The following is a 24,677-nucleotide window of genomic DNA, read 5'->3' on the forward strand; positions in this document are numbered from 1 at the left end:
CTGACAAAACGGCATGCCGTCACCATATGGCGAAGGTCCCCACGAGAGGATCTTCCCACATGACAACTGCCAAAGCCTATGCCGCGCTTTCCCCGAAAGCGCCCCTGGAGCCGTTTAGCTTCGAACGCCGCGCTCCCAATGACGACGATGTCGTCATCGACATTCTCTATAGTGGCATCTGCCACTCCGATATCCACCAGGTCCGCGACGAATGGTTCCCCGGCATCTACCCCATGGTGCCCGGCCACGAAATCGTCGGCAAGGTTCGCCAGGTCGGCGCCGGTGTCTCGCGTTTCAAGGAAGGCGACACCGTCGGCGTCGGCTGCTTCGTCGATTCCTGCATGAAGTGCCAGCAGCGCGACGTCGACCGCGAGCAATATATGATGGACCAACTGGCCCAGACCTATAACAGCCTCGACCGCGACGGCACGCCGACCTATGGCGGCTATTCCGACCATATCGTGGTCAAGGAAGGCTATGTCCTGTCGGTGCCGGACACCCTGCCGCTGGACGGCGCCGCGCCCCTGCTCTGCGCCGGTATCACCCTGTACTCGCCGTTACGCCACTGGAATGCCGGCCCCGGCAAGAAGGTCGCCATCATCGGCCTCGGCGGCCTGGGCCATATGGGCGTCAAGCTGGCCCACGCCATGGGCGCCGAAGTGACGGTGCTCAGCCAGTCATTGTCCAAGAAGGACGACGCCCTGCGTCTGGGGGCCGACCACTACTACGCCACCAACGATGCAGACACCTTCACCCAGTTGGCGGGTTCGTTCGACCTGATCATCAACACGGTGTCGGCGGTGATCGACTGGAACGCCTATCTCAACCTGTTGAAGATCGACGGCACCATGGTGCTGGTCGGCGTGCCGGAAAACCCGGTGCCGGTACACGCCTTCTCGCTGCTGGCGGGCCGGCGGTCGCTGGCCGGTTCGTGCATCGGCTCGATCAAGGAAACCCAGGAAATGCTGGATTTCTGTGGTCAGCACAACATCGTGTCGGATATCGAACTGATCAGCATCGAGGACGTCAATGCCGCCTATGAGCGGGTCATCAAGTCCGATGTCCGCTACCGCTTCGTGATCGACATGGCGTCGATCAAGTAAGGTACAGGGCTCCGCCGGTCAGCCGGCGGAGCCTTTTTCCAACAGTCGATCCAGTTCGCCGCCCGAGGTCAGGCCGGCGACAAAGCCGAAGGTCTCATCCGTCGCCGCCTTGAGGAACGCCGTCATCGCCGCCGAATGCAGCAGGCTACCCAGGCTGATCCGGCGGGCACCCAGGGCCGCCAATTCCGACACGGTCAGGGCGGGATTTCCGATGCCCCCCAAAGCATTGACCGGCCGGTCGACCTCGCGCAGCAGGGTCGTGTACTCTTCAGCCGTGGTCAGGCAGGGCGCATACAGCACGTCAGCCCCGGCTTCCTGATAGGCCTGCAGACGGCGGACGGTGTCGGCGAAATCGGGCTTGCCACGCAGATAGTTCTCGCAGCGCGCCACCAATTGAAACGGAAAGTCCAGCGATCGCGCCGCTTCGGCGGCCGCGCGGATACGTTCGGCCGCCGCTTCGATATCGTAGAAGGTTCCGTCTGCGCGCCAATCCTCGATCGAACCGCCAACCAGGCCGGCTTCGGCGCCCAGACGAATCGTTTCGGCGCAATCCTCTGGTGCAGGACCAAAGCCGTCCTCCAGATCGGCCGCCAGCGGCAGGTCGGTGGCGTCGACCAGGTCGCGGCAATGGGCCAGGACATGGTCGCGGCCGGCGCGATAATCTGTCACACCGATCGAGCGGGCACAGCCGGCGCTGGTTGTTGTCAAGGCCTTGAATCCCAGGCCTGCCAGCATCCGCGCCGAGCCGCGGTCCCATGGATTGGGAATGACGAAACAGCCGCTTTGATGCAGCGCAGCGAAATCCGCCGCCTTTTGGGCCTGGCTTTTCATGAAACTGTCATCCTCCCGCTTGTGCTTTTGACCATTATTGGCCACAAGGCAGCCAAATGGTGGAATTCGAAATGTCTCCCAGCGACTCAAATGTCAACGACCTGATCGGCGCGCGGCTGACCGCCTTCCCCAAGCGCCATTTCCTCGCCGCCCAGGACCTGGATCCGCCCGACATCATGGCCCTGCTGGATCTGGCCGACGTCTTTGTCGATCTGAACCGCCAGACCACCAAGAAGCTGGACCTGCTCAAGGGCCGCACCCTGGTCAACATGTTCTTCGAGAACTCGACGCGGACCCAGTCCAGCTTCGAGATCGCCGGCAAGCGCCTGGGCGCCGACACCATCAATATGAGCATGAAGACGTCGTCGGTCGCCAAGGGCGAAACCCTGATCGACACGGCGGTGACGCTCAACGCGATGAAGCCCGACCTGCTGGTGGTGCGTCACTCGGCCTCGGGTGCGGCGGCCTTGCTGTCGCAGAAGGTCGGCTGTTCGGTCATCAATGCCGGCGATGGCCAGCATCAACACCCGACCCAGGCCCTGCTCGACATGCTGTCGATCCGTCGGGCCTTCGGCCATGTCGACGGCCTGACCATCGCCATCTGCGGCGATGTCGCCCACTCGCGCGTTGCCCGGTCGAATATCATCCTGCTCAGCAATATGGGGGCAAATGTCCGCCTGGTCGGTCCGCCGACCCTGATCCCCGGCGATGCCGACCAATGGGGCGTCGAGGTCTATCACGACATGCGCGAAGGCATTGCCGGCGCCAATGTGGTGATGATGCTGCGCCTGCAACTGGAACGCATGGACGGCGCCTTCATCCCGTCGGCGCGGGAATATTTCCGCTTCTTCGGCCTCGACCGCGAAAAGCTGGCCGTGGCGGCGAAGAATGTCCGCGTCATGCACCCCGGCCCGATGAACCGCGGCATCGAGATCGACTCGGACGTCGCCGACGACCTGTCGGTGTCGCTGATCCAGGATCAGGTCGAGATGGGTGTCGCTGCCCGCATGGCCGTTCTGGCCTCCCTCTCCGCCCGGCTGGAGGATGGTCGATGACGCTCAACCGCGCAGAATGTGAAGATGCTACCTTTCTTCTCCTCTCCACGCAGTGGGGAGGGGGAGTTTGCGAGTCCTTTATCGATAGCCTTGCCAACAGTGTGAAGCGGGGAAACAGACCATGACCGCCTCCTCCGCCATCGCTTTCGTCAACGCCCGCCTGGTCGATCCGGCCAGCGACTATGACGGTCCCGGTTCGGTGATTATCGCCGATGGCATCATTACCGACGTCATCCACGGCGAACAGCCGCCCGCCGGTCAAGCCGGCATGAAGGTCATCGACTGCGACGGCAATGCCGTCATGCCGGGCCTGATCGACATGCGCGTCAAGACCGGCGAGCCCGGCTCGGAACCGCGCGAGACCCTCAAGTCGGCCAGCCTGGCCGCGGCCGCCGGCGGCGTGACCAGCTTCGTCGTCCAGCCAGACACCGATCCGGTCATCGACGGGCCGGCCATGGTCGATTTCATCCTGCGCCGCGCGCGCGACATCGAACTGGTCCACGTCTATCCCGCCGGCGCCGCCACCAAAGGCGCTGACGGCAAGCATCTGGCTGAGATCGGTCTGATGGTTCAGGCCGGCGCGCTTTATTTTACCGATGTCGAAAAGACCATCGTCAACAGCAAGACCCTCGGCCGCGTGCTGACCTACGCCAACGGTTTCAACGCCCTGATCGCGCACCGCCCGAAGGAGCCGTGGCTGTCGGAAGGCGCCGTCGCCACCTCGGGCGAGATGGCCATGCGCATGGGCCTGCCCTCGGTCACCGCCCTGTCGGAACGCATCGCTCTGGAGCGCGACCTCGCCCTGGTCGAGCTGACCGGGGCGCGCTTCCTGGTCGATCAGATTTCCACCCGCGAAGGCCTGGGTTCGCTGGAACGCGCCAAGGCCAAGGGGCTGGAGGTCTATGCATCGGCCAGCATCAACCACCTGGTTTTCAACGAGATTGACATCGGCGACTACCGTACCTTCTACCGCCTCGACCCGCCGCTGCGATCGGAGCGCGACCGCCAGGCCCTGGTGGCGGCGCTGGAAAGCGGCGTGATCGATGTGGTGGTGTCCAACCATTGCCCCGCCCCGGCAGAGGACAAGCGCCTGCCGTTTTCCGAAGCCGCGCCGGGCGCCATCGGCTTGCAGACCCTTCTGCCGGCATTGATCGGCCTGCACCTGGATGCCGAGGTACCGTTGCTGGACCTGATCCGGGCGGTGACCATCAACCCGGCCCAGATCCTGGGCCTGGAGGCCGGCCGGCTGGCCAAGGGCGCGCCCGCCGACCTGATCCTGGTCGATATCGACGCGCCGTTTGCGTTGCGCGAACGCGACATCCTGTCGAAATCGAAGAACTCGCCCTTTGAGAATCGTACACTACAGGGCAAGGTGCTGAAAACCTTTGTGGACGGACGCCTCGTCTACGAACAGGGCTAACGGGCAGGATCCTTTTGAACATCCCTCCTGATCTTCTGACCTATGGACTCGCCCTGGCCGGTGGCTACCTGCTGGGGTCGATCCCGTTTGGCTATGTGTCAACAAAGCTGGCCGGCATCGATATCCGCAGCGTCGGCTCGGGCAATATCGGCGCCACCAATGTACTGCGGACGGGTCGCAAGGACCTGGCCCTGATCACCTTTGTCGGCGATACCGGCAAAGGCGCGGCCGCCGTGGGACTGGCCCTGCTGTTCACCTTCCTGGCGGGCTCTGACAAGGATGTCCGCCAGATCGCCATGGCGCTGGCCGGCGCGGCGGCTTTTCTGGGCCACCTGTTCCCGGTGTGGCTGCGCTTCAAGGGCGGCAAGGGCGTCGCCACCTTCATGGGCACCCTGTTCGGCGCCGCCTGGCCGATGGGCCTGATCGCAGGAGGCCTGTGGCTGCTGACGGCCGCCATTTTCCGGATTTCGTCGCTGTCGGCCCTGGTGGCCGCTGCGCTTATCGCGCCCCTCGCCTTCTTCCTGGATCAGCCCTACCCGTTCCTGGGCATGGCGCTGTTCATGGCGGTGCTGATCTATATCCGCCACCGCGACAATATCCGCCGCCTGCTCAAGGGCGAGGAACCGAAGATCGGCGCGAAGAAAGACACATAAAAAAATCCCGGCTGCGAGCAGCCGGGATTTTTCGTTTCGCGATCCCTGCCCTTACCAGATGATGTGGCTCAACAGGCCGGCATCATTATAGGCCACGCCGAGAACGGTGATATTGTTGGCGCCCATGGTGATGAGTGTATTGCCGCCGCCGGCGTCGGTGATGGTCACACCGCCGCCGTTCACCACGCCGCCGGAATAGGCGTTGATGTTGATCAAGTCGTTCTGCGCCGCGCTGAAGTCGGTGATCCGGTCGGCGCCACTGCTGGTCTGGAACAGGAAGGTGTCCGCCCCCAGGCCCCCTGTGTAGGTGTCGGCGCCACCCTTGCCGTTCAGGATGTTGTTGCCGTCATTGCCGATCAGGGTATTGACCAGCGAGTTGCCGGTGGCGTCCAGATTGGCCGCACCCGTCAGGGCCAGGGTCTCGACCGCGCCGAACAGCGTATAGCTGACCGACGAATAGATGATGTCGGTACCGGCGCCGGTAGCTTCGCTGATCGTGTCGGCAGCGTTCTGGATATAATAGCTGTCATTGCCCAGCCCGCCGGCCAGGGCATTGGTGCCCGAATTGCCGGTCAGAACGTTGTTGCCTGCATTGCCGGTACCGTTGATATTGGCGGCGCCCGTCAGGGTCAGGTTTTCCAGATTGGTGTTCAATGTCCAGGTGATGGACGATTCGACCGTATCCGTGCCCTGGCTAGGGGCTTCGGAGAGAATGTCACCAGCAACATCGACGACATAGGTGTCATTGCCGTTGCCGCCGATCAGGGTATCGGCCCCGGCGCCGCCATTCAGCACATTGTTGTAATAGTTTCCGATGATGAGATTGCCAACACCGTTGCCGGTGCCGTCGATATTGCCATAGCCACCCAGGGTCAGGTTTTCGATCACCTGGCCGACCAGCGAGTAGGTGATGCTCGTGATGACGGTGTCCTTACCCTGGCCCGCCGCCTCAACCGCAAGGTCGCCGAGCTGATTGATAATGAAGGTGTCGTCACCCAGACCGCCGACCAGCCGGTCGACGTCATTACCGCCATCGAGATAGTCGTTGCCGTCCCCACCGTTCAGGGTGTCATTGCCGTAACCGCCGAAGATGCGGTCCTTGCCGTCCAGGCCATTAAGGACGTTGATGTACGAATTGCCGTTGATGACGTTATCAGAGGCGTTGCCAGTGCCATCCATATTGACGGAGCCCCCCAGGGTCAGGGCTTCGATGTAGTCGGCCAGGGTGTAGGTCACCGAGGCATTGACCAGGTCGTACCCCCCAGAGTCGCTCCCCGATGTGGTTTCGGACGCGATATCGCCGGCATTATCGACCGCGAAGGTGTCGTCGCCCGCGCCGCCGTTCATGGCGTCGGCGCCGATGCCACCGTCCAGGGAGTCATTGCCGGCCAGGCCCCACAGGCTATCATTGCCGGTGGCGGTCGACAGGATGTTGTTGGTGTTGCTTCCGGTCAGGGAGACGCCCGGCGTGGCGTCGACCAGGACGCTGGAGACGTTGTAGTAGCGCTCCAGCACGTTGATGGTGACGTTCTCGACATTCAGGAGAGCGTTGCTGTTACCGCCAAAGACAAAGGTGCCCGCGTTCAGGTCGACGACGATCGCACCCAGGCTGCCATAGCTCGACTGGTCGGCCGAAGTGTGAAGGATGTAGAAGTAAAAGGTGTCATTGCCGGCGCCGCCGTCGAAGGTGTTGCCGGAAATGGTCAGGTCGGTCGCCCCGGTGACACCGTTGGCGCCGCTGCTGGCCCGGGTTGTGGTCCCGCCATGGTATCCGCCGACACCGCCGACACCGCGCAGGCCGGAAGAAATGGTGTTGTAGAGGTAGAAGGTTTCACCGGTATTGTCGCCGACCAGGGTGTTACCAGTGTAGTTGATGACGGCCGAACCGCCGTTGCCGCCCTTGCCGCCGACGCCGCCCGAACCGTGATCGTAGGTCGTGGTCAGTGTATAGGTGCCGGGGGCTGTATAATTGTAACTGTCGGTCTGGCCGGTGCCGCCATTGCCGCCCGTACCACCGTAGCTGCCGGCACCGCCCTGGGCCGTCAGCGTAATGGAACCATAGAAGTTGCCGAAGCTGTTGGTGACATTGACCGTCGCCTTTCCGCCATTGCCGCCGGCACCACCGACAGCACCGTCACCGCCATGGGCGCCGTTGCCTCCGTAACCGCCGCTGCCGCCGCCAACGCCGGCTCCGCCATAGGCCCGGACCGTGGTGTAATAGGCCATGAAGGTGATGGCGTCCGCCGTTGTGGTGGCATTACCTCCGGTGCCGCCCGCCGAACCGGCGCCGCCATGGCCGCCATAGCCCCCGGCCTGGGTTTCGGTATAGCCGTAATAGTAGAGGTTTGGCCCGACATAGTAGCCGTTGGCATAGGGGTTGTTGACGTAATAGCCGGCATAGGTGCTGCCGCCTCCACCGCCGGTGTAGCCGTAATTGCCGCTGCCGCCCTGGGTTTCGAGGTGTTGCGCATCGAGGGCGACAAGGTTCGAAGCGGTCAGGGTGGCGTGGCCGCCATTGCCGCCCTTGCCGGCCACGCCGCCATTACCGCCGTCGGACACGGCGGTGCTGCGTGATACCAGGTAGCCGCCGCCGTTATAGTTGTTGGTGGTGGTGTAGTAGCCCGCGCCGCCGTAGCCGCCGTTGGCGCCGTAGCCGCCGCCGCCGCCGACCAGGATCAGGGTGGGATCCCAGTCATCCTGGTCCATCAGGAAGGTCAGGGATTGACCCGACGTACCCGCCGAGGCGTTGCCGCCGGCCGTACCGTTGACGGAGCCGCTGGTCGAATTGACGCCGGCGGTACCCGTGACACCGTTGGTGCCGGTGTTGCCGTAAATGTAGGTCATACAAAAATCTCCGAAAATCGAATTTAGGCCCGATACAGGCGCCAATTTCCGGAGCGCGTCGGGCAAGGTATGGTTCGTACGCTACTGAAACTCTATATCCGCCCGCTATGCTTTTACCGCGCCTTTATGACGATTCAAGCCGCCATACCTGAGACGCGAATCACAATTCGGGCATGTCCACCACCTTGCGGCGGCCCCCCTCTCCTGTTAGCGTCGCCGTTGCAGATTTCGGAGCACGCCTTTTTTGCCTTTCGAACGAATCGCCGCCGCCGACAGCGAAGCCGAACGCTACGCGCGTTTGCGGCTGGCGCGGTCGAACCGCGTCGGGCCGGTGAACTTCGCCAATCTGATGGCGCGTTTTGGTTCGGCTGAGCGCACCCTGAAGGAACTCCCCAACGCGGTCAAGTCGTCCGGTGGTAACTTCACACCAGCGGCGCAGGCGCTGGTGGACCAGGAGCTGGCGCGGGGCCAGGCGATCGGTGCCCGACTGGTCCTGCTGGGAGATGCCGATTACCCTGCTCTGCTCAGCCAGGTCGAAGCCGCCCCGCCGGTGTTGTGGACCCTGGGGCCGCTCAAAGCCCAGACCCGCGCCGTAGCGATCGTCGGCGCGCGCAATGCCTCGGCCGCCGGACAGAAGATGGCGCAGATTCTGGCCCACGAACTGGGCGCCGCTGGATTTCAGGTGGTGTCGGGCATGGCGCGCGGCATCGATGCGCGGGCGCATGAAACGACACTGGAAACCGGCACCATCGCCGTGCTGGGTGGCGGCATCGACGATGTCTATCCGCCCGACAACGCCGCCCTGTACGGCCGCCTGCGCGAACAGGGCCTGCTGGTCTCCGAAAGTCCGGTCGGCTACACCGCCCAGGCGCGCGACTTTCCCCGCCGTAACCGGCTGATCTCGGGCCTGTCGCTGGGCGTGGTCGTGGTCGAGGCCGAATTGCGCTCGGGCTCGTTGATCACCGCCCGGCTGGCGCTGGAACAGAACCGCGAGGTCTTCGCTGTACCGGGCTCGCCGCTGGATCCACGGGCGCGCGGCAGCAACGACCTGCTGCGCCAGGGTGCCACCTTGTGCGAAAGCGCCGAGGACATATTGCGCGTGCTGGAAAGCCAGTTCGGCGTCTTTGCGCCGGCGTCACCACGGGGTCCGGTACCGCCCATGATCTTCTCGACCGATGGCCAGGACGCCGATATCGCCAAGGCCGCCCGGCGACTGCGCGAACTGGCCGGCGCCACCCCGGTTTCGCGAGACGAGCTTATCCGCCTGAGCGGCGCGCCGGTCCATGTCGCGCTCAGCGCCCTGTGCGAACTGGAGGTCGCGGGCCTGATCGTCGAGATCGAAGGCGGCTATATCGCCCGCTGACAGGAAATGTCACACCCGGCCGTTACAAAATATCCCTGCCGCAAATCTTTGATTTTTTATACAAATCCGGTGCGTTTTCCTGTATGTGCAGCCACCTGTTTATTACCCGTCTCCACTTCTGACCGTTGACAGAGACGGAATCGATTAGCATGTATGCCTGCCATTGATAGCCGGTTCGGCTGCCAGGGCGCCGCGTCGCCTCCTCCCCTCCCGCGCGAAACCGCCTAGAGCGCGTTTCGATCCGGAAGAGTCGGATCGGCGCTCTAGGCTTTTGTTTAACGCGCATCTTTATCCGAATAGTGCGTCGCACTTTTCGGGATGCGCTCCAGTTTAAAGAGACTTCATGACCGTCGTTATTGTTGAAAGCCCGGCCAAGGCCAAAACCATCAACAAGTATCTCGGCAAGGGCTTTACGGTCCTGGCCTCCTACGGCCACATCCGCGACCTGCCCTCGAAGGACGGCTCGGTGAAACCCGACGAAGACTTCGCCATGATCTGGGACATGGATCCCAAGTCGTCGAAACGACTCAGCGACATTGCCGACGCAGTGAAGGGCGCTGACCGTGTCATCCTGGCCACCGACCCCGACCGCGAAGGGGAAGCTATTTCGTGGCACGTCCTGGAGGTTCTGCAAAAGAAGCGGGTGCTGAAGGACAAGATTGTCCAGCGCGTGACCTTCAACGCCATCACCCAGTCGGCCGTGCAACAGGCCATGGCAGCGCCGCGCGATCTCGATATGGAGCTGGTCGAGGCCTACCTGGCCCGCCGCGCGCTCGATTACCTGGTCGGTTTCACGCTGTCGCCGGTGCTGTGGCGCAAACTGCCGGGCGCCCGTTCGGCCGGACGGGTGCAGTCGGTGGCGCTGAAGATCGTCGTCGACCGCGAGATCGAAATCGAAAAGTTCAGGACCGAGGAATACTGGACCGTTGAGACCGAGGTCTCGGCTGCGTCGCCGCCGTTTACGGCGCGTCTGGTGCAACTGGCCGGCAAGAAGCTGGCCAAGTTCGACCTGAACACCGAAGCCCTGGCCCATTCCGCCCGCGACACCATCCAGAAGTCGTCCTTTGCCATCGAAGACGTTGAGCAAAAGCCCGGCCGCAAAACCCCGCCCCCGCCCTTCACCACCTCGACCCTGCAGCAGGAAGCCGCGCGCAAGCTGGGCTTCTCGGCCTCGCGCACCATGCAGACAGCACAGAAGCTGTATGAAGGCGTCGATATCGGCGGCGAGACGACCGGCCTGATCACCTATATGCGGACGGACGGCGTCTTTATCGAACCCAATGCCATCGCCGAAAACCGCCGCATGATCGGCGAGCGTTTCGGTGCGGCTTATGTTCCGGCTGAGCCGCGCCACTACAAGGTCAAGGCCAAGAACGCCCAGGAGGCCCACGAAGCCATCCGCCCGACCTCCATGTTCCGCCGACCCGATACGCTGCGTAACCTCGATCCCGACCAGGCGCGGCTGTACGAGCTGATCTGGAAGCGCACCGTCGCCTCGCAGATGGAAGCCGCCCGGGTCGAGAATACGGTCATCAGCATCCTGTCGTCGGACAAGCAGACAGGCCTGCGCGCCACCGGCCAGGTGGTGACCTTCGACGGTTATCTGGCCGTCTACGAAGAAGGCAAGGATGACTCGGACGATGAAGAAGGCGGCCGCCTGCCGGCCGTCCGTGCCGGCACCGCCACCCAGGTCCACGAGGTCAAGCCGGCCCAGCACTTCACCGAACCGCCCCCGCGCTATTCCGAAGCCACCCTGGTCAAGAAGCTGGAAGAGCTGGGCATCGGCCGGCCGTCGACCTATGCCTCGATCCTGACCGTGCTGCGCGACCGCGCCTATGTCCGCATGGACAAGAACCGCTTCATCCCGGAGGACAAGGGCCGCCTGGTCACCGCCTTCCTCGACCAGTTCTTCCATAAGTATGTCCAGTACGACTTTACGGCGGACCTGGAAGAGAAGCTCGACCTGGTGTCGGCCGGTGAACTGAACTGGAAACAGTTACTTCGCGATTTCTGGAAAGATTTCCACGCCGCCGCCGACGGCATGACCGAACTGCGCGTCACCCAGGTGCTGGATACGCTGAACGAGGCCCTTGGGCCGCACATCTTCCCGGACAAGGGCGACGGGTCGAACCCGCGCGCCTGCCCGACCTGTTCGACCGGTTTGCTGAGTCTGAAGACCTCGCGGTTCGGCGCCTTTATCGGCTGCTCCAACTATCCGGAATGCAAATTTACCCGCCCGGTCGGTTCGCCCGATTCCGAAGGCAATGCCGAGGCTTCCGGCGATCGTGACCTGGGCACCGATCCCGAAACCGGCAAGGTGGTTTCGCTGAAGATCGGCCGCTTCGGACCCTATGTGCAGTTGGGTGAAGCCGAATCGAAAGAGGATAAACCGAAGCGTTCCAGCCTGCCCAAGGCGTGGCCACCGGCCACGATCGACCTGGAGCGGGCGCTGAAGCTGTTGAGCCTGCCGCGCACGGTCGGGGTCAATCCCGAGGACGGCAAGCCGATCACGGCCGGCCTGGGCCGGTTCGGTCCCTTCGTGGCTTCGGATGGAACCTTTGCCAACCTTTCCGGTTTTGAAGAAATATTCGAAGTCGGCCTGAACCGCGCCGTCACCCTGATCGCCGAGAAGCGCGCCGGCGGTGGACGCCCCGGCCGAACCGGTGCGGCAGCGGCTCTGAAGGAGTTGGGCGACCATCCGGAAAGCGGCGACAAGATCCAGGTCATGGCCGGGCGTTACGGCCCTTACGTCAAGTGCGGCAAGGTCAATGCCACCCTGCCCAAGGACATGACGCCGGAGACGGTGACAGTCGAACAGGCGTTGGCGCTGATCGCCGCCAAGGGCGGTGTTGTGAGCAAGAAGGCGCCGGCGAAGAAGGCCGCTGCCAAGAAACCGGCTGCCAAGAAGGCCACTACCGCGAAAAAGGCCCCGGCCAAGAAGGCAAAAACGGCGTAATCACGTCCGCGATTGCGTCCGGGCCAACGAATCCCTACATTAGGGGGAATGAAACAGAAGAAACCTTTTCGCGCGGTCAAGGCAGATGCCCCGCGCGCCCCGTCCGGACTGCCGGACGACAAAACCCTTTTGGAAGCTTTGCAGGCCTCGCGTGAAGTCGATGTCGGTGACCTCGCCAAACAGTTCGGCCTCAAAGGCGAAGATCGCCGCGCGTTGCGCCAGCGCCTGAAAGCCCTGGCCGAAGGCGGCAAGCTCGACAAACGCGGCCGCAAGACCTTCGGCGCCATGGGGCAACTGCCCGAGACCGGCGTCGTCGAGGTGGTCGAACAGGATATCGACGGCGAACTATGGGCCAAGTGGGGCAAGCCCGACCAGGCGACGCCCTTGGCCCGCCTGGCGCCGCTCAAGAAATCCGTCCAGCAGACCCCGCCCAAGCTGGGCGACCGGCTCTATGTCCGTTTCGAGAAGACCGCCGATGGCTGGATTGCCCATCTGATCAAGGTCCTGGACCAGGGCGCGCCGAAACTGGTCGGCGTGGTTCGCATCGGTAAGCGCGAAATCCGCCTGGAATCGGTCAACCGCAAGGAAAAGGACAGCTACATCCTGACCGGCAGCAACCTCGATACGCTGGAGGATGGCGATGTCGTGGTCGCGGCCCCGGTCGGCGGCACGCACCGCTACGGCCCCAAGCCGGCCCGCGTGTTGGAGGTCATCGGCAAGGAGGATTCGCCCAAGATCGCCTCGGTCATGGCTATCCACAGCCACGGCCTGCCGGTCGGGTTCCAGACCTCGACCGAGGACGAGGCCAAGGCCGCCAAGGCGCCGGACCTGGGCAAGCGCACCGACCTGCGCGACCTGCCCTTCGTCACCATCGACCCGATCGACGCCAAGGACCATGACGACGCCGTCTACGCCCATGCCGACGACGATGCCGCCAATCCCGACGGCTGGGTGGTGTGGGTCGCCATCGCCGACGTCGCCCACTATGTCACGCCGGGCTCCAGCTTGGACCGCGACGCCCGCGACAAGGGCAATTCGACCTACTTGCCGGACCGCGTCGAGCCGATGCTGCCGCATGTGCTGTCTAGCGGCCTGTGCAGCCTTCAGGAAGGCGAGAACCGCGCCACCATGGCGGTGCGCATGGTCTTCGATCGCGACGGCAAGAAGATCGGCCACAAGTTCGTCCGCGGGCTGATGCGATCGGCCGCCAAGCTGTCCTATGAGCAGGCGCAGGCGGCGATCGACGGCAATCCTGACGACAAGACCGGCCCGATCCTCGACAGCCTGCTGAAGCCGCTGTGGGCGGCCCATGCCTGCCTGACGCGCGGCCGCCAGATCCGCCAGCCGCTGCAGATCAACTCGCCGGAGCGTCGCGTCCATCTTGATGCCGAGGGCAATGTCACCAAGATCGAGCGGCGGGTATCGCTGGATGCCATGCAGTTGATCGAGGAGATGATGATCCAGGCCAATGTCTCGGCCGCCGAGACCTTGGAAAAGCACAAGACGCCGCTGATCTATCGCGTCCACGAGGCGCCAAGCCTGGAGAAGATCACCAACCTGGCCGACTTCCTGGGCACCCTGGGGCTGCCGTGGAACAAGGGCGAGCCACCGCGCACGCCACGGTTCAACCAATTGCTGGAGTCGCAGAAGGACGGACCGCACGCCGAAATCATCAACGAGGTCGTCCTGCGCACCCAGATGCAGGCCCATTACAGCCCGGAGAATTTCGGGCACTTCGGGCTGAACCTGGATCACTATGGCCACTTCACCTCGCCCATCCGGCGCTATGCCGACCTGGTGGTGCACCGGGCGTTGATCCGGGCGCTGAAGCTGGGCGACGACGGGCTGACGGACTACGAGATCAAGACGCTGAGCGACACGGCCGAGCACATCACCGCCACCGAGCGGCGGTCGATGCAGGCCGAGCGCGAGGCGATCGAGCGCTATATCGCCGCCTATCTGCATGACAAGGTCGGGGCGACCTTCCAGGGCCGGATTGTCGGGGTAACGCGGTTCGGGCTGTTCGTGAAGCTGACGGATACCGGCGCCGACGGGATCATCCCCGTGTCGTCGCTGCGTGACGACTACTACGTCCATGACGATGTCCAGCACGCCCTGATCGGCGAACGCCACGGCTATCGCTGGCGGCTGGGGGCGTCGATCGAGGTCGAACTGATGGAGGCCATGCCGATCACCGGCGGGCTGGTGTTCAAGGCCTTGAGCGAGCCGGAGGTCGGCGAGCCCGGGGCGCCGCGGCCGAGGCTAGGTCTGCGCAACCGGACCAAGACGCCGAACGTGCGCGGGAAGCCGACGAAAAAGCCGGGCTTCCGTGACGAGCCGAAAGGCCCGAAGCCCGGCGTCAAGAATATGAAAAAGAAGAAGAAAAGATAGATTTTAAACCACCGACCACACGGACCACACGAACTTTGAGGCAGATTTGACGCCGCGTAGCGGCCTTATCTTTTGTTGCAACTGCCGCTGCGCGGCTTCTCATGCAAACCCTGAAGTCCGTGTGGTCCGTGTGGTCCGTGGTAAAAAACCTTACGGCGCAACCGCCCCGGCCGCCGGCCATTCGGTGTCGGACACCCGCTTCAGGTTCATCTCGAAAAACTGCCGCGGCGGCTGACCGTCGGCGACATATTCCTGAACCTCGCGCCAGGTATCGCCGGTCAGCGTGATGGTGCTGACGATGCGCGCTGTCGGTCCGGCCGGCATTTCCCACACAGCGCCCGTTTCCGTCACTTCGAACTTGAAGGTGCCGGAACGTCCGCCGTTATAGGCGCGGAACTCGTACTTCTGGGTCTCATTGTTCCACGACACGATACCGAACGCGTTGAACTCCAGCTTGCCATCCGCCTTGTAGCCCCGGCCTTCGACGACCAGGACATCGCCGCCCAGCATGTTGCCGACGCGCTCGGTCTGGGTCAGCTCGAACGGACCGCTCTGGCTGAAGCCCTTGGCCGGCCCCTTCCACACGCCCTTCATGCCGTCCAGTTTGGCGATCGCCGCCGCATTGGTCGAAGGTTTGGCAGCCTCCTGGGCACAGACGGCGGAAACACTCATGGCCGCTATGGCAGCGGCGCATACGATAGCTTTGAACATAATCTTCTCCTGAGGTTGGCGGGAGTCTACTCTGCCGCATTACGCCCGGCTTGAAGGTTTCGGACATCCTCGACCTCCTGAACGTTGAAAAGCCGTATCTGATGCAGATAGCTCGACAACTGATGCGGCGACAGGTCGAACACCGCCTTCAGCTCGCGCGTGAAATGGGGCTGGTCGGCATAGCCATGGTCATAGGACACCGCCGCCACCTGCTTCGGGCGCTCATAGGCCAGGTCGACCACGGCCCGCCGCACCCGACGCAGCCGGGCATAGACCTTGGGCGTCAGGCCGGTCTCCTTCAGGAACCGCCGCCGCAACTGGCGCTCGCCGACGTCGAACCCCGCCATGATATCCGCCAGAGGCGTAAACCCGTCGCCGGCATGCATCCGGCCAACCATCTCCGCCACAGCAGGGTCCAGCCGATCCGGCTGGACATGGCTGCGCACCACGGCTTCGAATCGCGCGGCGAACTCAGCCAGGGATGACGCATCGCGACAGGTGGTCATCATCTCCGCCCCCAGGGCCGGCACGGCCTCCGTCAGGAAGGCCATCCGGTTGACGAGCGCCTCAGCCTCAAGCCCCAGCACCGCCCTCACCGCCCCCGTACAGAGGCGCACGCCCCAGTAGCGCAGGCCGCGCTGGACCGGCACACGCACCGCCGTGGAGGCCGGCCCGGTCAGGCTGATAAAGGCGCCGATCTGCGGTATGGGTTCGATCAGGCACAGGCCTGCCGTGCCTTCCGGGACAATGATGTGTTCGTAGCTTTCGGGATCGCTCGGCTCCGGCTCGAAGTACCAGAAGCGGTCGATCGCGGCGGCAAATTCCGGTGAAGGGGCCTGTTCGCGAAAGATCATGTAAAGGCCGATCCGTCCTTGTGGGTAAAGACCCACTGGCCCTCGACCTGGTTGGCCTGGATGTCGTCGTCGGGATAGGAAGCGGCATCGCCCGGGGTGCGGTCGCCGATCTCGAGATAGACCACCTCGTCGCCGCTGCGATTGACCAGCTGGTGACCGTCGGCGACGCCGGCCTTGAAGCCGGCGCACATGCCGGGCTCAAGTTGGGTTTCGCCGGCATCGGTGATCAGCAACGGCCGGCCGGACACGACATAGATGAACTCGTCCTGGCGGGTATGCCAGTGGCGCAGGGCCGACTGGCCGCCGGGGGAGATGCGCACCAGGTTGACGCCGAAACTTGTAAGCCCGAACAGATCACCCAGGGTGCGCTTTTCACGCCCGGCCATCATCGAGAAATAGGGTTCGGGATAGTTGGACGGCCGGGTGCGCGGTGCGACCTCCAGGGCCTTGACGGCAACGGGTTTGGCGGGCGAAGATGTGTCCATGGGTCGGCTCCTCCTGCCCCCAGTGAAGCCCAGGGGCACGACCTGTCAATCACCCCTTTGGCACAACCGCCGCAAAAATTCCGCCAAAGTGGGGGATTGGCGGTTGACTTTACCGGCTCCGTGAGTATGTTCCGCGCTCTTATTTTCCGCGCACCTGTCGTGCGACCGTAACTCTAAGGACTTTAGCCATGGCGAAGCCCGCCTCCATCAAGATCCGCCTGAACTCGACGGCGGACACCGGCTTCTTCTACGTCACCAAGAAGAACGCCCGCACCAAGACCGAGAAGATGGTACTGAAGAAGTACGATCCGGTCGTGCGCAAGCATGTCGACTTCAAAGAAGGCAAGATCAAGTAGGATCTTCCCTCTGCTGCTATCCAGGCGAAGTCTCCTCGCCCAGCAGACGATTGAACGCCGCGTTCTTGAGTTGTTTGACTCGGACGCGGCTTTTTCGTGCCGGCATGACAGGCTTTGTAAGCTGACATAACGACCGTTATCGCTAGGGTGCCTTGGTCCTCTCCAGCCACAGGTGCCCGCATGTTCCGCAAATCCCTCCTCACCCTATCGGCCCTGGCGCTGTTCGCCCAGCCTGCCTTCGCGGCTGATTTCAACGAAGCCAGCACGGCCGTATGGCTGGCGCGCACCGAATCGCTGGTCAATGCCGTCGGATCGGACGATGTCACGGTTGATAATATCGGCAGCCGTTTAAAAGGTGCCTGCAAGGGGCTGACCGGTGACATCGTCAAGTATGGCGGTCACATGCCCGATTGGGCCAAGCAGGGGCAGCAGTATTTTTGCGCAGCGGGTGATGACATCGCCGCCCGATACAAGAACAAGATCATCTGCAAAGACCTGAAACTGGCGCAGAAGGCCCTGAGGAAGGCCGATCCGGCCAAGGACCCGCAGGCCGTCGCCGATGCCGCCGGCGTGCTTCTGGAAGTCACCAATGTGATGATCGAAGGTATTTCCGAAGCCGATCGCAGTTGCTGACGTACCTGCCTTTTTCGTGCCTCCGGTTCGTGCTCTGGATTTCGTCGCCGTGATGGCGTAGCGATGACGTCCGGAGTTTTCGATGAAGCATCTGCACCTATTGTTCTTCGCGCTGGTCGCCGCCGCCGGATTCGCGCCGGCGGCCCAGGCCCAGACGGCCGGCCCGCCGGTCACCTATCAGGACTATGCCGCAAAGCTGCCCGATGCGATGATGAGCCTGACAATGATCACCTATGCCTGCCAGCACTTTCAGGGCGCCGATACCTATGACGAAGGCCGCAAGCTGGTCCACGACGTCACCCTGTCCCTGACCGACACAGCCACCGCCGATTCGTTCACGACCAGCGCCGAGACCGCGGCGAAAGCCGCCTGCGCTGATCCGGCCCTGTGCTGGCATGACCTGCTCAATGAGGGTGTGGCGCCGACCGAAGACAATGGCGCGGCCGCCTGCGGTGAATACACCGGCAAGTCTCTGGCCCTGGTGAAATATCTCGTGGAAGGTCTGGTTCGGACCAAGCCGGCCGCTACGCCGCAGCCCTGACGACGACTTTGTTGCGGCCTGACTGCTTGGCTTCGTAAACGGCCTCGTCGGCGCGCTTGATCAGGGTTTCGGGCGAATCACCCAGCCCCTGTGAGGTCGACACCCCGACCGACACGGTAACTTCGAGCTTCCGGCCGTCGGCCAGCATAAAAGGCTGATCGGCGATCTGGGAGCGGACGCGTTCGGCGATGTTGAGCGCGTCACGGTCCTCGGTTTCCGGCATCAGCACGACGAATTCCTCGCCACCGTAGCGGCAGGCCATGTCAATGGCGCGGACCGACAGCGACACCCGGCGGGCGAATTCGCGCAGGACCTCATCGCCAGCGTCATGGCCGTGTCCGTCGTTGATCTTCTTGAAGAAGTCGATGTCCAGCATCAGCAGCGACACCACCGGTCCGCCCTTGATATGACGCGACAGGTGGACACTGAGCTGGTGATCCAGGAAGCGGCGGTTGTTCAGGCCGGTCAGCGGATCGGTGACGGCCAGTTCCAGGCTGCGGTCCAGGATGTTGCGCAGGAAATCGCCGTAGCGCTTGCGCCGGATCTGGGTCTTGGCGCGGACCCGCAGCTCCTGCATGTCGACCGGACGCGGCACCACGTCATTGACGCCCAGTTCCAGCGCCTTAAGCATCTGCTTGCGTTCTTCGACATTGACGATGGCCAGGACCGGGCGTTGCCGCGTGGCTTCATTCGAGCGCAGTTGCGCCACCCAGCGCAGCGGATCGAAGGATTTCGACAGGAGATTCAACACCACCAGGTCGACCCGGCCGGCGGCAATTTTCAACGCCTTGGCGGGATCGGTCTCGTAGGCGCAGCGATGATCCTCGCCCAGTTGCACCATCAGGCGTTCGGCTTGGCGGACATTGTCGTCCAGCACCAGGACGTTGCCGGTGGCCGAGATCTGGCGTTGGTAGACGTCGTTGTCGATCAGCCCGGCGCGGCGTGACGAGGCTTCGCGGGCGCGCAGGTCGTCGGCCATCTGTTTGAGGCGGACCAGGGCCTGCAGGCGGGCCATCAGAATCACATCGTCGACCGGCTTGGTTAGGAAATCGTCGGCGCCAGCTTCCAGGCCCGACAAACGATCGTCACGGCCGTCCAGGGCGGTGATCAGGATGATCGGGATATGGCGGGTTTCGGCCGCTTCCTTCAGCCGGCGACAGACCTCATAGCCGTCGATTTCCGGCATCATGACGTCCAGCAGGATGATGTCAGGCTGATGCTCGACGGCCATGTCGAGGGCCAGCTGACCGTCATGGGCGGTCATGACCTCAAAATATTCAGCCTCCAGCTTGGCCTGGAGCAGGCGAACATTGGCGGGAATGTCGTCGACGATCAGGACGCGCGCGGTCATGGCTTAGCCCAGGTACTTGCGCACCGTGTCGAGGAAATGGGTGACGGAGATGGGCTTGGAGATATAGGCCTCACAGCCGCCGTCGCGAATACGTTCTTCGTCGCCCTTCATGGCAAAGGCGGTCACTGCCACCACCGGGATATGCGACAGCTCATCGTCTTCCTTCAGCCACTTGGTGACTTCGAGACCGGAAATTTCAGGCAGCTGGATGTCCATGAGGATCAGGTCCGGGCGGTGCTGACGCGCCAGGGTCAGGGCGGACAAACCTTCGCCGGTCTGAAATGTTTCATAGCCCTGCGCATCCAGCAGGTCATGAAACAGTTTCATGTTCAGCTCGTTGTCCTCGACGATGAGAACCTTCTTGTTGATCATCCGCGGTAAACCTGTGTAGCCCCAAAACCATCATGCATGCCGACGCGGCAGCTTCATGGCGGCCCGGCTTATTTCACAGTTACGGTTCTACACGGTTAGTCTTAAGCCGAGGTGAAGGGAAAGGTAACAGAAGGTAAAAATACCCTTTCAAAACCCTTAAGAAACAAGGTATAGAGCGCCAAATTGCAACCGCAATGGAGTCGCGTGAGCGCGTCTCGCAACCCTTAGAGACTCATTGGGGGACTCATGTCGAAAGCCGAACTTAATCTCGCCGCGCTCGGATTCGCCCTGCCCGTGGCAGCGGCGCCGGTGGCCAATTACGTCCCCTTCGTGCGCACCGGAAACCTCATTCATATCTCCGGCCAGGTGTCCAATGACGGCAAGGGCGGGCTGAAAGGCACGGTCGGCGCCGACCTATCCGTCGACCAGGGTGTGGAAGCGGCGCGGATCTGTGGCTTGAACCTGTTGGCCCAGATGAAGGCGGCCGCCGGCGACCTGGATAATGTCGTGCGGGTGATCAAGCTGAACGGCTTCGTCCAGGCCGGGCCGGAGTTCTACGATATTCCGCAGGTGATCAACGGCTGCTCCGACCTGATGGTGGCCGTGCTGGGCGATGCCGGCCGTCACGCCCGCTCGGCGGTGGGCATGTACAAGATTCCGCTGGGCTTTGCCGTCGAGATCGATGCGGTGATCGAGGTCATGGACCGACGCTAACGCGGCGCGATAAGAGGTGCCATCCCCGTCATAGCGTTGCGTCCATAGACGTCTGTCATGACCATGACAACGTCCGGGTGATCGAAGGATACTGAGAACGGACCAACCTGCTTAAACTCTATCACAACGGGCGGGCTTGCTGTTCCGCCTTTGTTTATCTCGTAGAGCCCGTCCATCCCTAAAGCCAAAATAGCGTCCTCGTGAACCACAACCCCAAAGAAGGGCACACTCTGGTACGCCTGATCATCTGGTAGATTCATATTTTTCGAACGCTCACCAAACCGTTTGGCGAAGAGCACATCATAATCGTCTGGGCATCCGATAGAGACCTCCCCGGAGACCGTTAGATGCACATATCCGACGCTCATAGCCACGCAGTCTCGTTTCCATGAAATCGGATAGAGTCCGGTGATCGGGCCGTATGGCGTGGCAAATCGATGCCCGGTCGCGCGATCAATGATATGAAGCTGACCACCCCATTCACCCAAATTATAACCCACGTAAACCTTTGATTCGGTTCCGGTTGTGCTAATGATTGCAGATTCAATGGGTACGTCGAACGCCGGGAAGTCGCCTGACACGGGAATACTCTCGTAGTGGTCGCCGGCAAAGGTGAGCAGGTTTCGTTCGGTCACCAAGGTCGGCCCGATTCCATCACATACCAATCCTAAGAGCCTTGCCCCATCCCGGCGTACCCGCCCCGCGTCCTTCCAGGTACTCGCGTGAAATGTCCGCAAATACCAAGCGCCGGGGTCAACATTCTTGGTCACCGCCACCGTGACTTGGCCATCAAAAACGCAAATGTCCGCCACCGAACCGCCAGCGTCCTCGCGGCGGCTTTCTGCGTCGTTTTCGGCAAGAGAAAACAACTCGCCACCGTCCGATAAAATCCAGAGGCGTTCGCCCGAAAATACAGCCCGGATAAGGTTAGAAGGAGCGGATGCCTGGGCTGTCGTCGGCAGCAGAGTTACAACCATCGCTACCCATGTGCAGATGTATTTCATGTATCTCCCCTCATCACGTCTGAACTCTATCACGCGCGGACTTCACGGCAACGCGATTTACTTACCCGGCCCGCTCGCTCCTTTAACTGTCGGATATCACCGGGAAATCACAGTGATTATCGGTGTCGGTCGAAGCCGTCGTTACCCGCCAGCCGCTTTTAACGGCGCTGTGGTTTCACGTTCGATGATCCGATGCGGCAGGAGATGGCGCATCTGCACGTCACTGGACTTTACGGCGCCTCCGCCGTCACCCAGCAACTGCAGCGCCAGCCGCGCCATTTCGATGTAGGGCTGGCGCACGGTCGTCAGCGGCGGCCAGATGGCCGAGGAGATCGGGGCATCGTCAAAGCCTATAACCGTCAGATCCTGCGGGATGTTCAGGCCCATCTTGTGGGCCACCGTACAGGTGGCGGCCGCCATTTCGTCATTGGAAGCAAAAATGGCGGTTGGGCGATCCGGCAGGTTCAGCAAGGTCTCCGCGGCCGATATGCCTGAGCGAAAGTTGAACAGGCCTTCCACGACATAGTCCCTGGGCGGGCGCGGCAGGCCAAGGGCGTCGAACGCTTCCTGGTAGCCCTGGCGGCGCAGCAGCGCGGCGGCATGGTCGGGGTGACCGGCAATGTGCGCGATTCGCGTATGCCCTAGGGCCAGCAGGTAGTCCGTCACATTGCGCGCGGCCAGCCTATCGTCCATGGCGATCGACGGATAGTGGCTGTCCGGCGTGGTCGGTGAGATCAGGACGCACTGGATGCCGTGGGCCTTGAGTAAGGTCTTGAGTGGGCCGTAGTCGCACAGGGGTGGCAACAGAACCAGGCTCCGTATACTGGAACCGAGCAGAAAGTTTTCGACATCATCCAGGCTCTGGCCGGGGACGAACAATTCTACCGTCAGAAGTTTGCCCGCCTCCATGCAGGCCATCAGCAGGGCATGATGGAACCGCCCCTGGTAACCCCCTTCGGGATCTTCCAGCAGGATGCCTATGGCGGCGTTGGGTGGCTCCACACGCGACGGACGCGCCGGCTGCAGGGGGCGTGGATAGCCGACATGATCCATGGCCTCCAGGACACGGTCGCGCGTGCTGGCCTTGACGGCACCGTCCTCATTGACGACACGCGACACCGTCTTGGCCGACACCCCTGCCCGCTCCGCTACATCGTAGAGTGTTGCCATGGTCAGTCAGTTTCCTGATGGCGTCGCGGGGCAGTATTTTTTGAGATAGTCGCCATGGCTCGGCATGTGCTGGACGACATGCTGGATGGATTTCTCGATCCCATCCATTTCCTTTCGGGTTTTTGCGTCATTCAGGGTGTCCGCCATGGCGTTGTGCCCCTTCATGGTGACGCCCTGCCCCATCATCACCGCGGCCCAGCTGGTTTCCGTAAACAGCTCGTCGTCCTCACGGAAAATCTGTCCGTTTTGTTGGAAAAGCGCCATTTTTTCCGTCAGGCTTTGCGGCACGTCCATCGTCCGGCAATGGTTCCAGAACGGGCTGTCGTCGCGAACGGTCGATTTATAGTGCAGGACAAGGAAGTCGCGGATGCGTTCATATTCCTTGCCCGTCAGCCGGTTGAAGGCATCTTCCTGGGCCTGGGTGACGCCATCGAGCGAGATAAGCGAAATCAGCTTGTTGATGCCGGTATTGATCAAATGGATAGAGGTCGATTCCAGCGGCTCCATGAAGCCGGAGGCCAGGCCCAGCGCCACGACATTCTTGTTCCAGAACTTTTTGCGCCGCCCGGTGACAAAACGCAGGAAGTTCGGCGCCGCCCCAGGCTTTCCGGCGAGATTCCTGACCAGGATATCGTGGGCCTCATCGTCCTCCATAAAGCTTGAGCAGTAGACATGGCCATTGCCATTGCGATGTTGCAGGGGGACCTGCCACTGCCATCCGGCGGTGTGGGCGGTCGCGCGCGTATAGGGCAAGGGACCGCTGCCGTCCTCGCGAAGGCACGGCAAGGCCACGGCGCGATTGCACGGGAGATAGTGCGACCAGTCGTCATAACCCGTCTTCAGCGCCTGTTCGATCAGCAGGCCGCGAAAGCCTGAGCAGTCGATAAAGAAGTCCCCTTTCAGGGTTTCGCCGTTGTTCAGGGTCAGCGATTCGACAAAACCGGTTTCTGCGTTAAGCCCGACATCCGCAACCTTGCCTTCGATGCGCACGACCCCGCGTTTTTCGGCATAACCTCGCAGATAGCGCGCATAGCGTCCGGCATCGATATGGTAGGCGTAGTTGATCGGCGGCAGGTCGTCGTGCTTGTAATCTTCCGTCCTGGCAAAACGGCCGAAATGGGCGGCCATGGTCTCTATGTTGAATACCTGGATGGGCCGCTTGTCGCCGGCCATCCTGTATCTGTGCCAGATATGGTGAAACGACACGCCGTCAATCTGATAGCCATAGTTGCCGAACGGGTGAATATAGCTGTCGCCCAGCTTGCCCCAGTTGACGAACTGGATGCCCAGCTTGAAGGTGCCCTGAACGGCCGCCATCATCTCCTGCTCGTCGACTTCCAGCAACCGGTTGAAATCCTGGAACGGCGGTATCGTCGCCTCGCCGACACCGACCGTCCCGATCTCTTCGGACTCCACCAGGACGATATTCACGGGCCGTCCGGAACGCAGGCGCGACAGCGCCGCCGCCGCCATCCAACCCGCCGTGCCACCGCCCACGATGACAATTGTTTCAATGGCCGTCATAGCCCGTCCCCACTGTTTTATACACGGCGCATTCCCAAGCCTGTGGCGCGCCGCCGGTTAGATTGCGAGTCATATAGACCCGGCACCCTGGCAGTGCGTAACAAATTGTCGCCGGTCCTAGGGATTGTCGCGATCCCGCAGAAAGGCTGTCTCACCAGGACTGTCAAAAAAGGCACAGACAAGACAATTTATGCCAACCATCAGGACAAGGCGCGCCATTTTCCTTGACAACACCCTGTCCGTTTGCGACCAGTACCCCGTCAAAAGGCAATGTTCTTTACGTCCAGTCAAGGGAATAATGCTGAGAATATCACATTTCCTCAGCATTAACAGGATGTTGGAGCAA

The 24,677-nt window shown here is 62.3% G+C and carries 21 protein-coding genes; 11 read left to right on the top strand and 10 right to left on the bottom strand.

Annotation, left to right across the window (positions count from 1 at the left end; translation table 11 throughout):
* Positions 1-59: 59 nt before the first annotated feature.
* Entirely contained in the window at positions 60-1,103 is a 1,044-nt protein-coding gene (locus ABAC460_RS40480) for an NAD(P)-dependent alcohol dehydrogenase (RefSeq protein ID WP_023454494.1), read from the top strand.
* A gap of 18 nt (positions 1,104-1,121) precedes the next feature.
* Here ABAC460_RS40480 and ABAC460_RS40485 read toward each other — a convergent pair whose 3' ends face one another.
* On the bottom strand, positions 1,122-1,934 hold the full coding sequence (locus ABAC460_RS40485) for an isocitrate lyase/PEP mutase family protein (protein ID WP_023454495.1): 813 nt from the start codon (positions 1,932-1,934) through the stop codon (positions 1,122-1,124).
* A 71-nt stretch (positions 1,935-2,005) separates the two neighbouring features.
* Here ABAC460_RS40485 and ABAC460_RS40490 point away from each other — a divergent pair, with 71 nt between their 5' ends.
* From ABAC460_RS40490 to plsY, 3 genes are all read left to right on the top strand, one after another.
* The gene (locus ABAC460_RS40490; protein WP_031237102.1) at positions 2,006-2,989 is read left to right on the top strand and encodes an aspartate carbamoyltransferase catalytic subunit; all 984 of its coding nucleotides are present in this window, start codon (positions 2,006-2,008) and stop codon (positions 2,987-2,989) included.
* A 121-nt stretch (positions 2,990-3,110) separates the two neighbouring features.
* Positions 3,111-4,409, top strand: a complete 1,299-nt coding sequence (gene pyrC, locus ABAC460_RS40495; protein ID WP_023454497.1) for a dihydroorotase — start codon at positions 3,111-3,113, stop codon at positions 4,407-4,409.
* Positions 4,410-4,423: 14 nt separating this feature from the next.
* The gene (gene plsY / locus ABAC460_RS40500; RefSeq protein WP_023454498.1) at positions 4,424-5,062 is read left to right on the top strand and encodes a glycerol-3-phosphate 1-O-acyltransferase PlsY; all 639 of its coding nucleotides are present in this window, start codon (positions 4,424-4,426) and stop codon (positions 5,060-5,062) included.
* Between the two features lie 51 nt (positions 5,063-5,113).
* On the opposite strand, the gene ABAC460_RS48475 is transcribed toward plsY, so the two are convergent.
* Entirely contained in the window at positions 5,114-7,906 is a 2,793-nt protein-coding gene (locus ABAC460_RS48475) for a beta strand repeat-containing protein (RefSeq protein ID WP_023454499.1), read from the bottom strand.
* 244 nt (positions 7,907-8,150) lie between these two features.
* Between ABAC460_RS48475 and dprA the strand changes: the two genes are divergently transcribed.
* The 3 genes from dprA to rnr all read left to right on the top strand — a co-directional run bounded on the left by dprA (position 8,151) and on the right by rnr (position 14,616).
* Positions 8,151-9,269 carry a DNA-processing protein DprA gene (gene dprA / locus ABAC460_RS40505; RefSeq protein ID WP_023454500.1) on the top strand — a complete coding sequence of 373 codons (1,119 nt, stop codon included), beginning with the start codon at positions 8,151-8,153 and terminating at the stop codon, positions 9,267-9,269.
* Positions 9,270-9,612: 343 nt separating this feature from the next.
* Positions 9,613-12,225, top strand: coding sequence for a type I DNA topoisomerase (topA, locus tag ABAC460_RS40510; protein WP_023454501.1), 2,613 nt, complete (start codon positions 9,613-9,615; stop codon positions 12,223-12,225).
* A gap of 48 nt (positions 12,226-12,273) precedes the next feature.
* Positions 12,274-14,616, top strand: a complete 2,343-nt coding sequence (rnr, locus tag ABAC460_RS40515; RefSeq protein WP_023454502.1) for a ribonuclease R — start codon at positions 12,274-12,276, stop codon at positions 14,614-14,616.
* A 150-nt stretch (positions 14,617-14,766) separates the two neighbouring features.
* Here the strand turns inward: rnr and ABAC460_RS40520 are convergent, their stop codons facing one another.
* Genes ABAC460_RS40520 through ABAC460_RS40530 form a run of 3 tightly spaced genes read right to left on the bottom strand, consistent with a single transcriptional unit; the run spans position 14,767 to position 16,666 of the window.
* Complete coding sequence (locus ABAC460_RS40520) at positions 14,767-15,327, bottom strand: hypothetical protein (protein WP_023454503.1); 561 nt, start codon at positions 15,325-15,327, stop codon at positions 14,767-14,769.
* A gap of 26 nt (positions 15,328-15,353) precedes the next feature.
* The gene (locus ABAC460_RS40525; protein WP_023454504.1) at positions 15,354-16,181 is read right to left on the bottom strand and encodes a helix-turn-helix transcriptional regulator; all 828 of its coding nucleotides are present in this window, start codon (positions 16,179-16,181) and stop codon (positions 15,354-15,356) included.
* Complete coding sequence (locus ABAC460_RS40530) at positions 16,178-16,666, bottom strand: cupin domain-containing protein (RefSeq protein ID WP_023454505.1); 489 nt, start codon at positions 16,664-16,666, stop codon at positions 16,178-16,180. Before ABAC460_RS40530 ends, ABAC460_RS40525 begins: the two co-directional genes overlap by 4 nt.
* 188 nt (positions 16,667-16,854) lie before the next feature.
* On the opposite strand from ABAC460_RS40530, the gene rpmG reads away from it, so the two are divergent.
* From rpmG to ABAC460_RS40545, 3 genes are all read left to right on the top strand, one after another.
* Positions 16,855-17,022, top strand: coding sequence for a 50S ribosomal protein L33 (gene rpmG / locus ABAC460_RS40535; protein ID WP_006274996.1), 168 nt, complete (start codon positions 16,855-16,857; stop codon positions 17,020-17,022).
* 180 nt (positions 17,023-17,202) lie between these two features.
* Positions 17,203-17,655, top strand: coding sequence for a hypothetical protein (locus ABAC460_RS40540; RefSeq protein ID WP_023454506.1), 453 nt, complete (start codon positions 17,203-17,205; stop codon positions 17,653-17,655).
* Between the two features lie 82 nt (positions 17,656-17,737).
* On the top strand, positions 17,738-18,196 hold the full coding sequence (locus ABAC460_RS40545) for a hypothetical protein (protein WP_023454507.1): 459 nt from the start codon (positions 17,738-17,740) through the stop codon (positions 18,194-18,196).
* On the opposite strand, the gene ABAC460_RS40550 is transcribed toward ABAC460_RS40545, so the two are convergent.
* Both ABAC460_RS40550 and ABAC460_RS40555 read right to left on the bottom strand, forming a co-directional pair.
* Entirely contained in the window at positions 18,180-19,547 is a 1,368-nt protein-coding gene (locus ABAC460_RS40550; protein ID WP_023454508.1) for a PleD family two-component system response regulator, read from the bottom strand. The two genes, ABAC460_RS40545 and ABAC460_RS40550, sit on opposite strands and share 17 nt — an antisense overlap.
* A 3-nt stretch (positions 19,548-19,550) precedes the next feature.
* Entirely contained in the window at positions 19,551-19,916 is a 366-nt protein-coding gene (locus ABAC460_RS40555; RefSeq protein WP_162150335.1) for a response regulator, read from the bottom strand.
* Positions 19,917-20,165: 249 nt separating this feature from the next.
* Here ABAC460_RS40555 and ABAC460_RS40560 point away from each other — a divergent pair, with 249 nt between their 5' ends.
* Complete coding sequence (locus ABAC460_RS40560; protein WP_023454510.1) at positions 20,166-20,633, top strand: RidA family protein; 468 nt, start codon at positions 20,166-20,168, stop codon at positions 20,631-20,633.
* On the opposite strand, the gene ABAC460_RS40565 is transcribed toward ABAC460_RS40560, so the two are convergent.
* The 3 genes from ABAC460_RS40565 to ABAC460_RS40575 all read right to left on the bottom strand — a co-directional run bounded on the left by ABAC460_RS40565 (position 20,630) and on the right by ABAC460_RS40575 (position 24,331).
* A complete protein-coding gene (locus ABAC460_RS40565) occupies positions 20,630-21,637 on the bottom strand; it encodes a hypothetical protein (protein ID WP_023454511.1) in 1,008 nt (335 codons plus the stop codon). The genes ABAC460_RS40560 and ABAC460_RS40565 overlap by 4 nt on opposite strands.
* A gap of 141 nt (positions 21,638-21,778) precedes the next feature.
* Positions 21,779-22,807 carry a LacI family DNA-binding transcriptional regulator gene (locus tag ABAC460_RS40570; RefSeq protein ID WP_031237108.1) on the bottom strand — a complete coding sequence of 343 codons (1,029 nt, stop codon included), beginning with the start codon at positions 22,805-22,807 and terminating at the stop codon, positions 21,779-21,781.
* A 6-nt stretch (positions 22,808-22,813) separates the two neighbouring features.
* Positions 22,814-24,331, bottom strand: coding sequence for a tryptophan halogenase family protein (locus tag ABAC460_RS40575; RefSeq protein WP_023454513.1), 1,518 nt, complete (start codon positions 24,329-24,331; stop codon positions 22,814-22,816).
* Positions 24,332-24,677: the final 346 nt, after the last annotated feature.

Origin of the sequence: Asticcacaulis sp. AC460 (assembly GCF_000495795.1) — a bacterium.
Classification (GTDB): domain Bacteria; phylum Pseudomonadota; class Alphaproteobacteria; order Caulobacterales; family Caulobacteraceae; genus Asticcacaulis.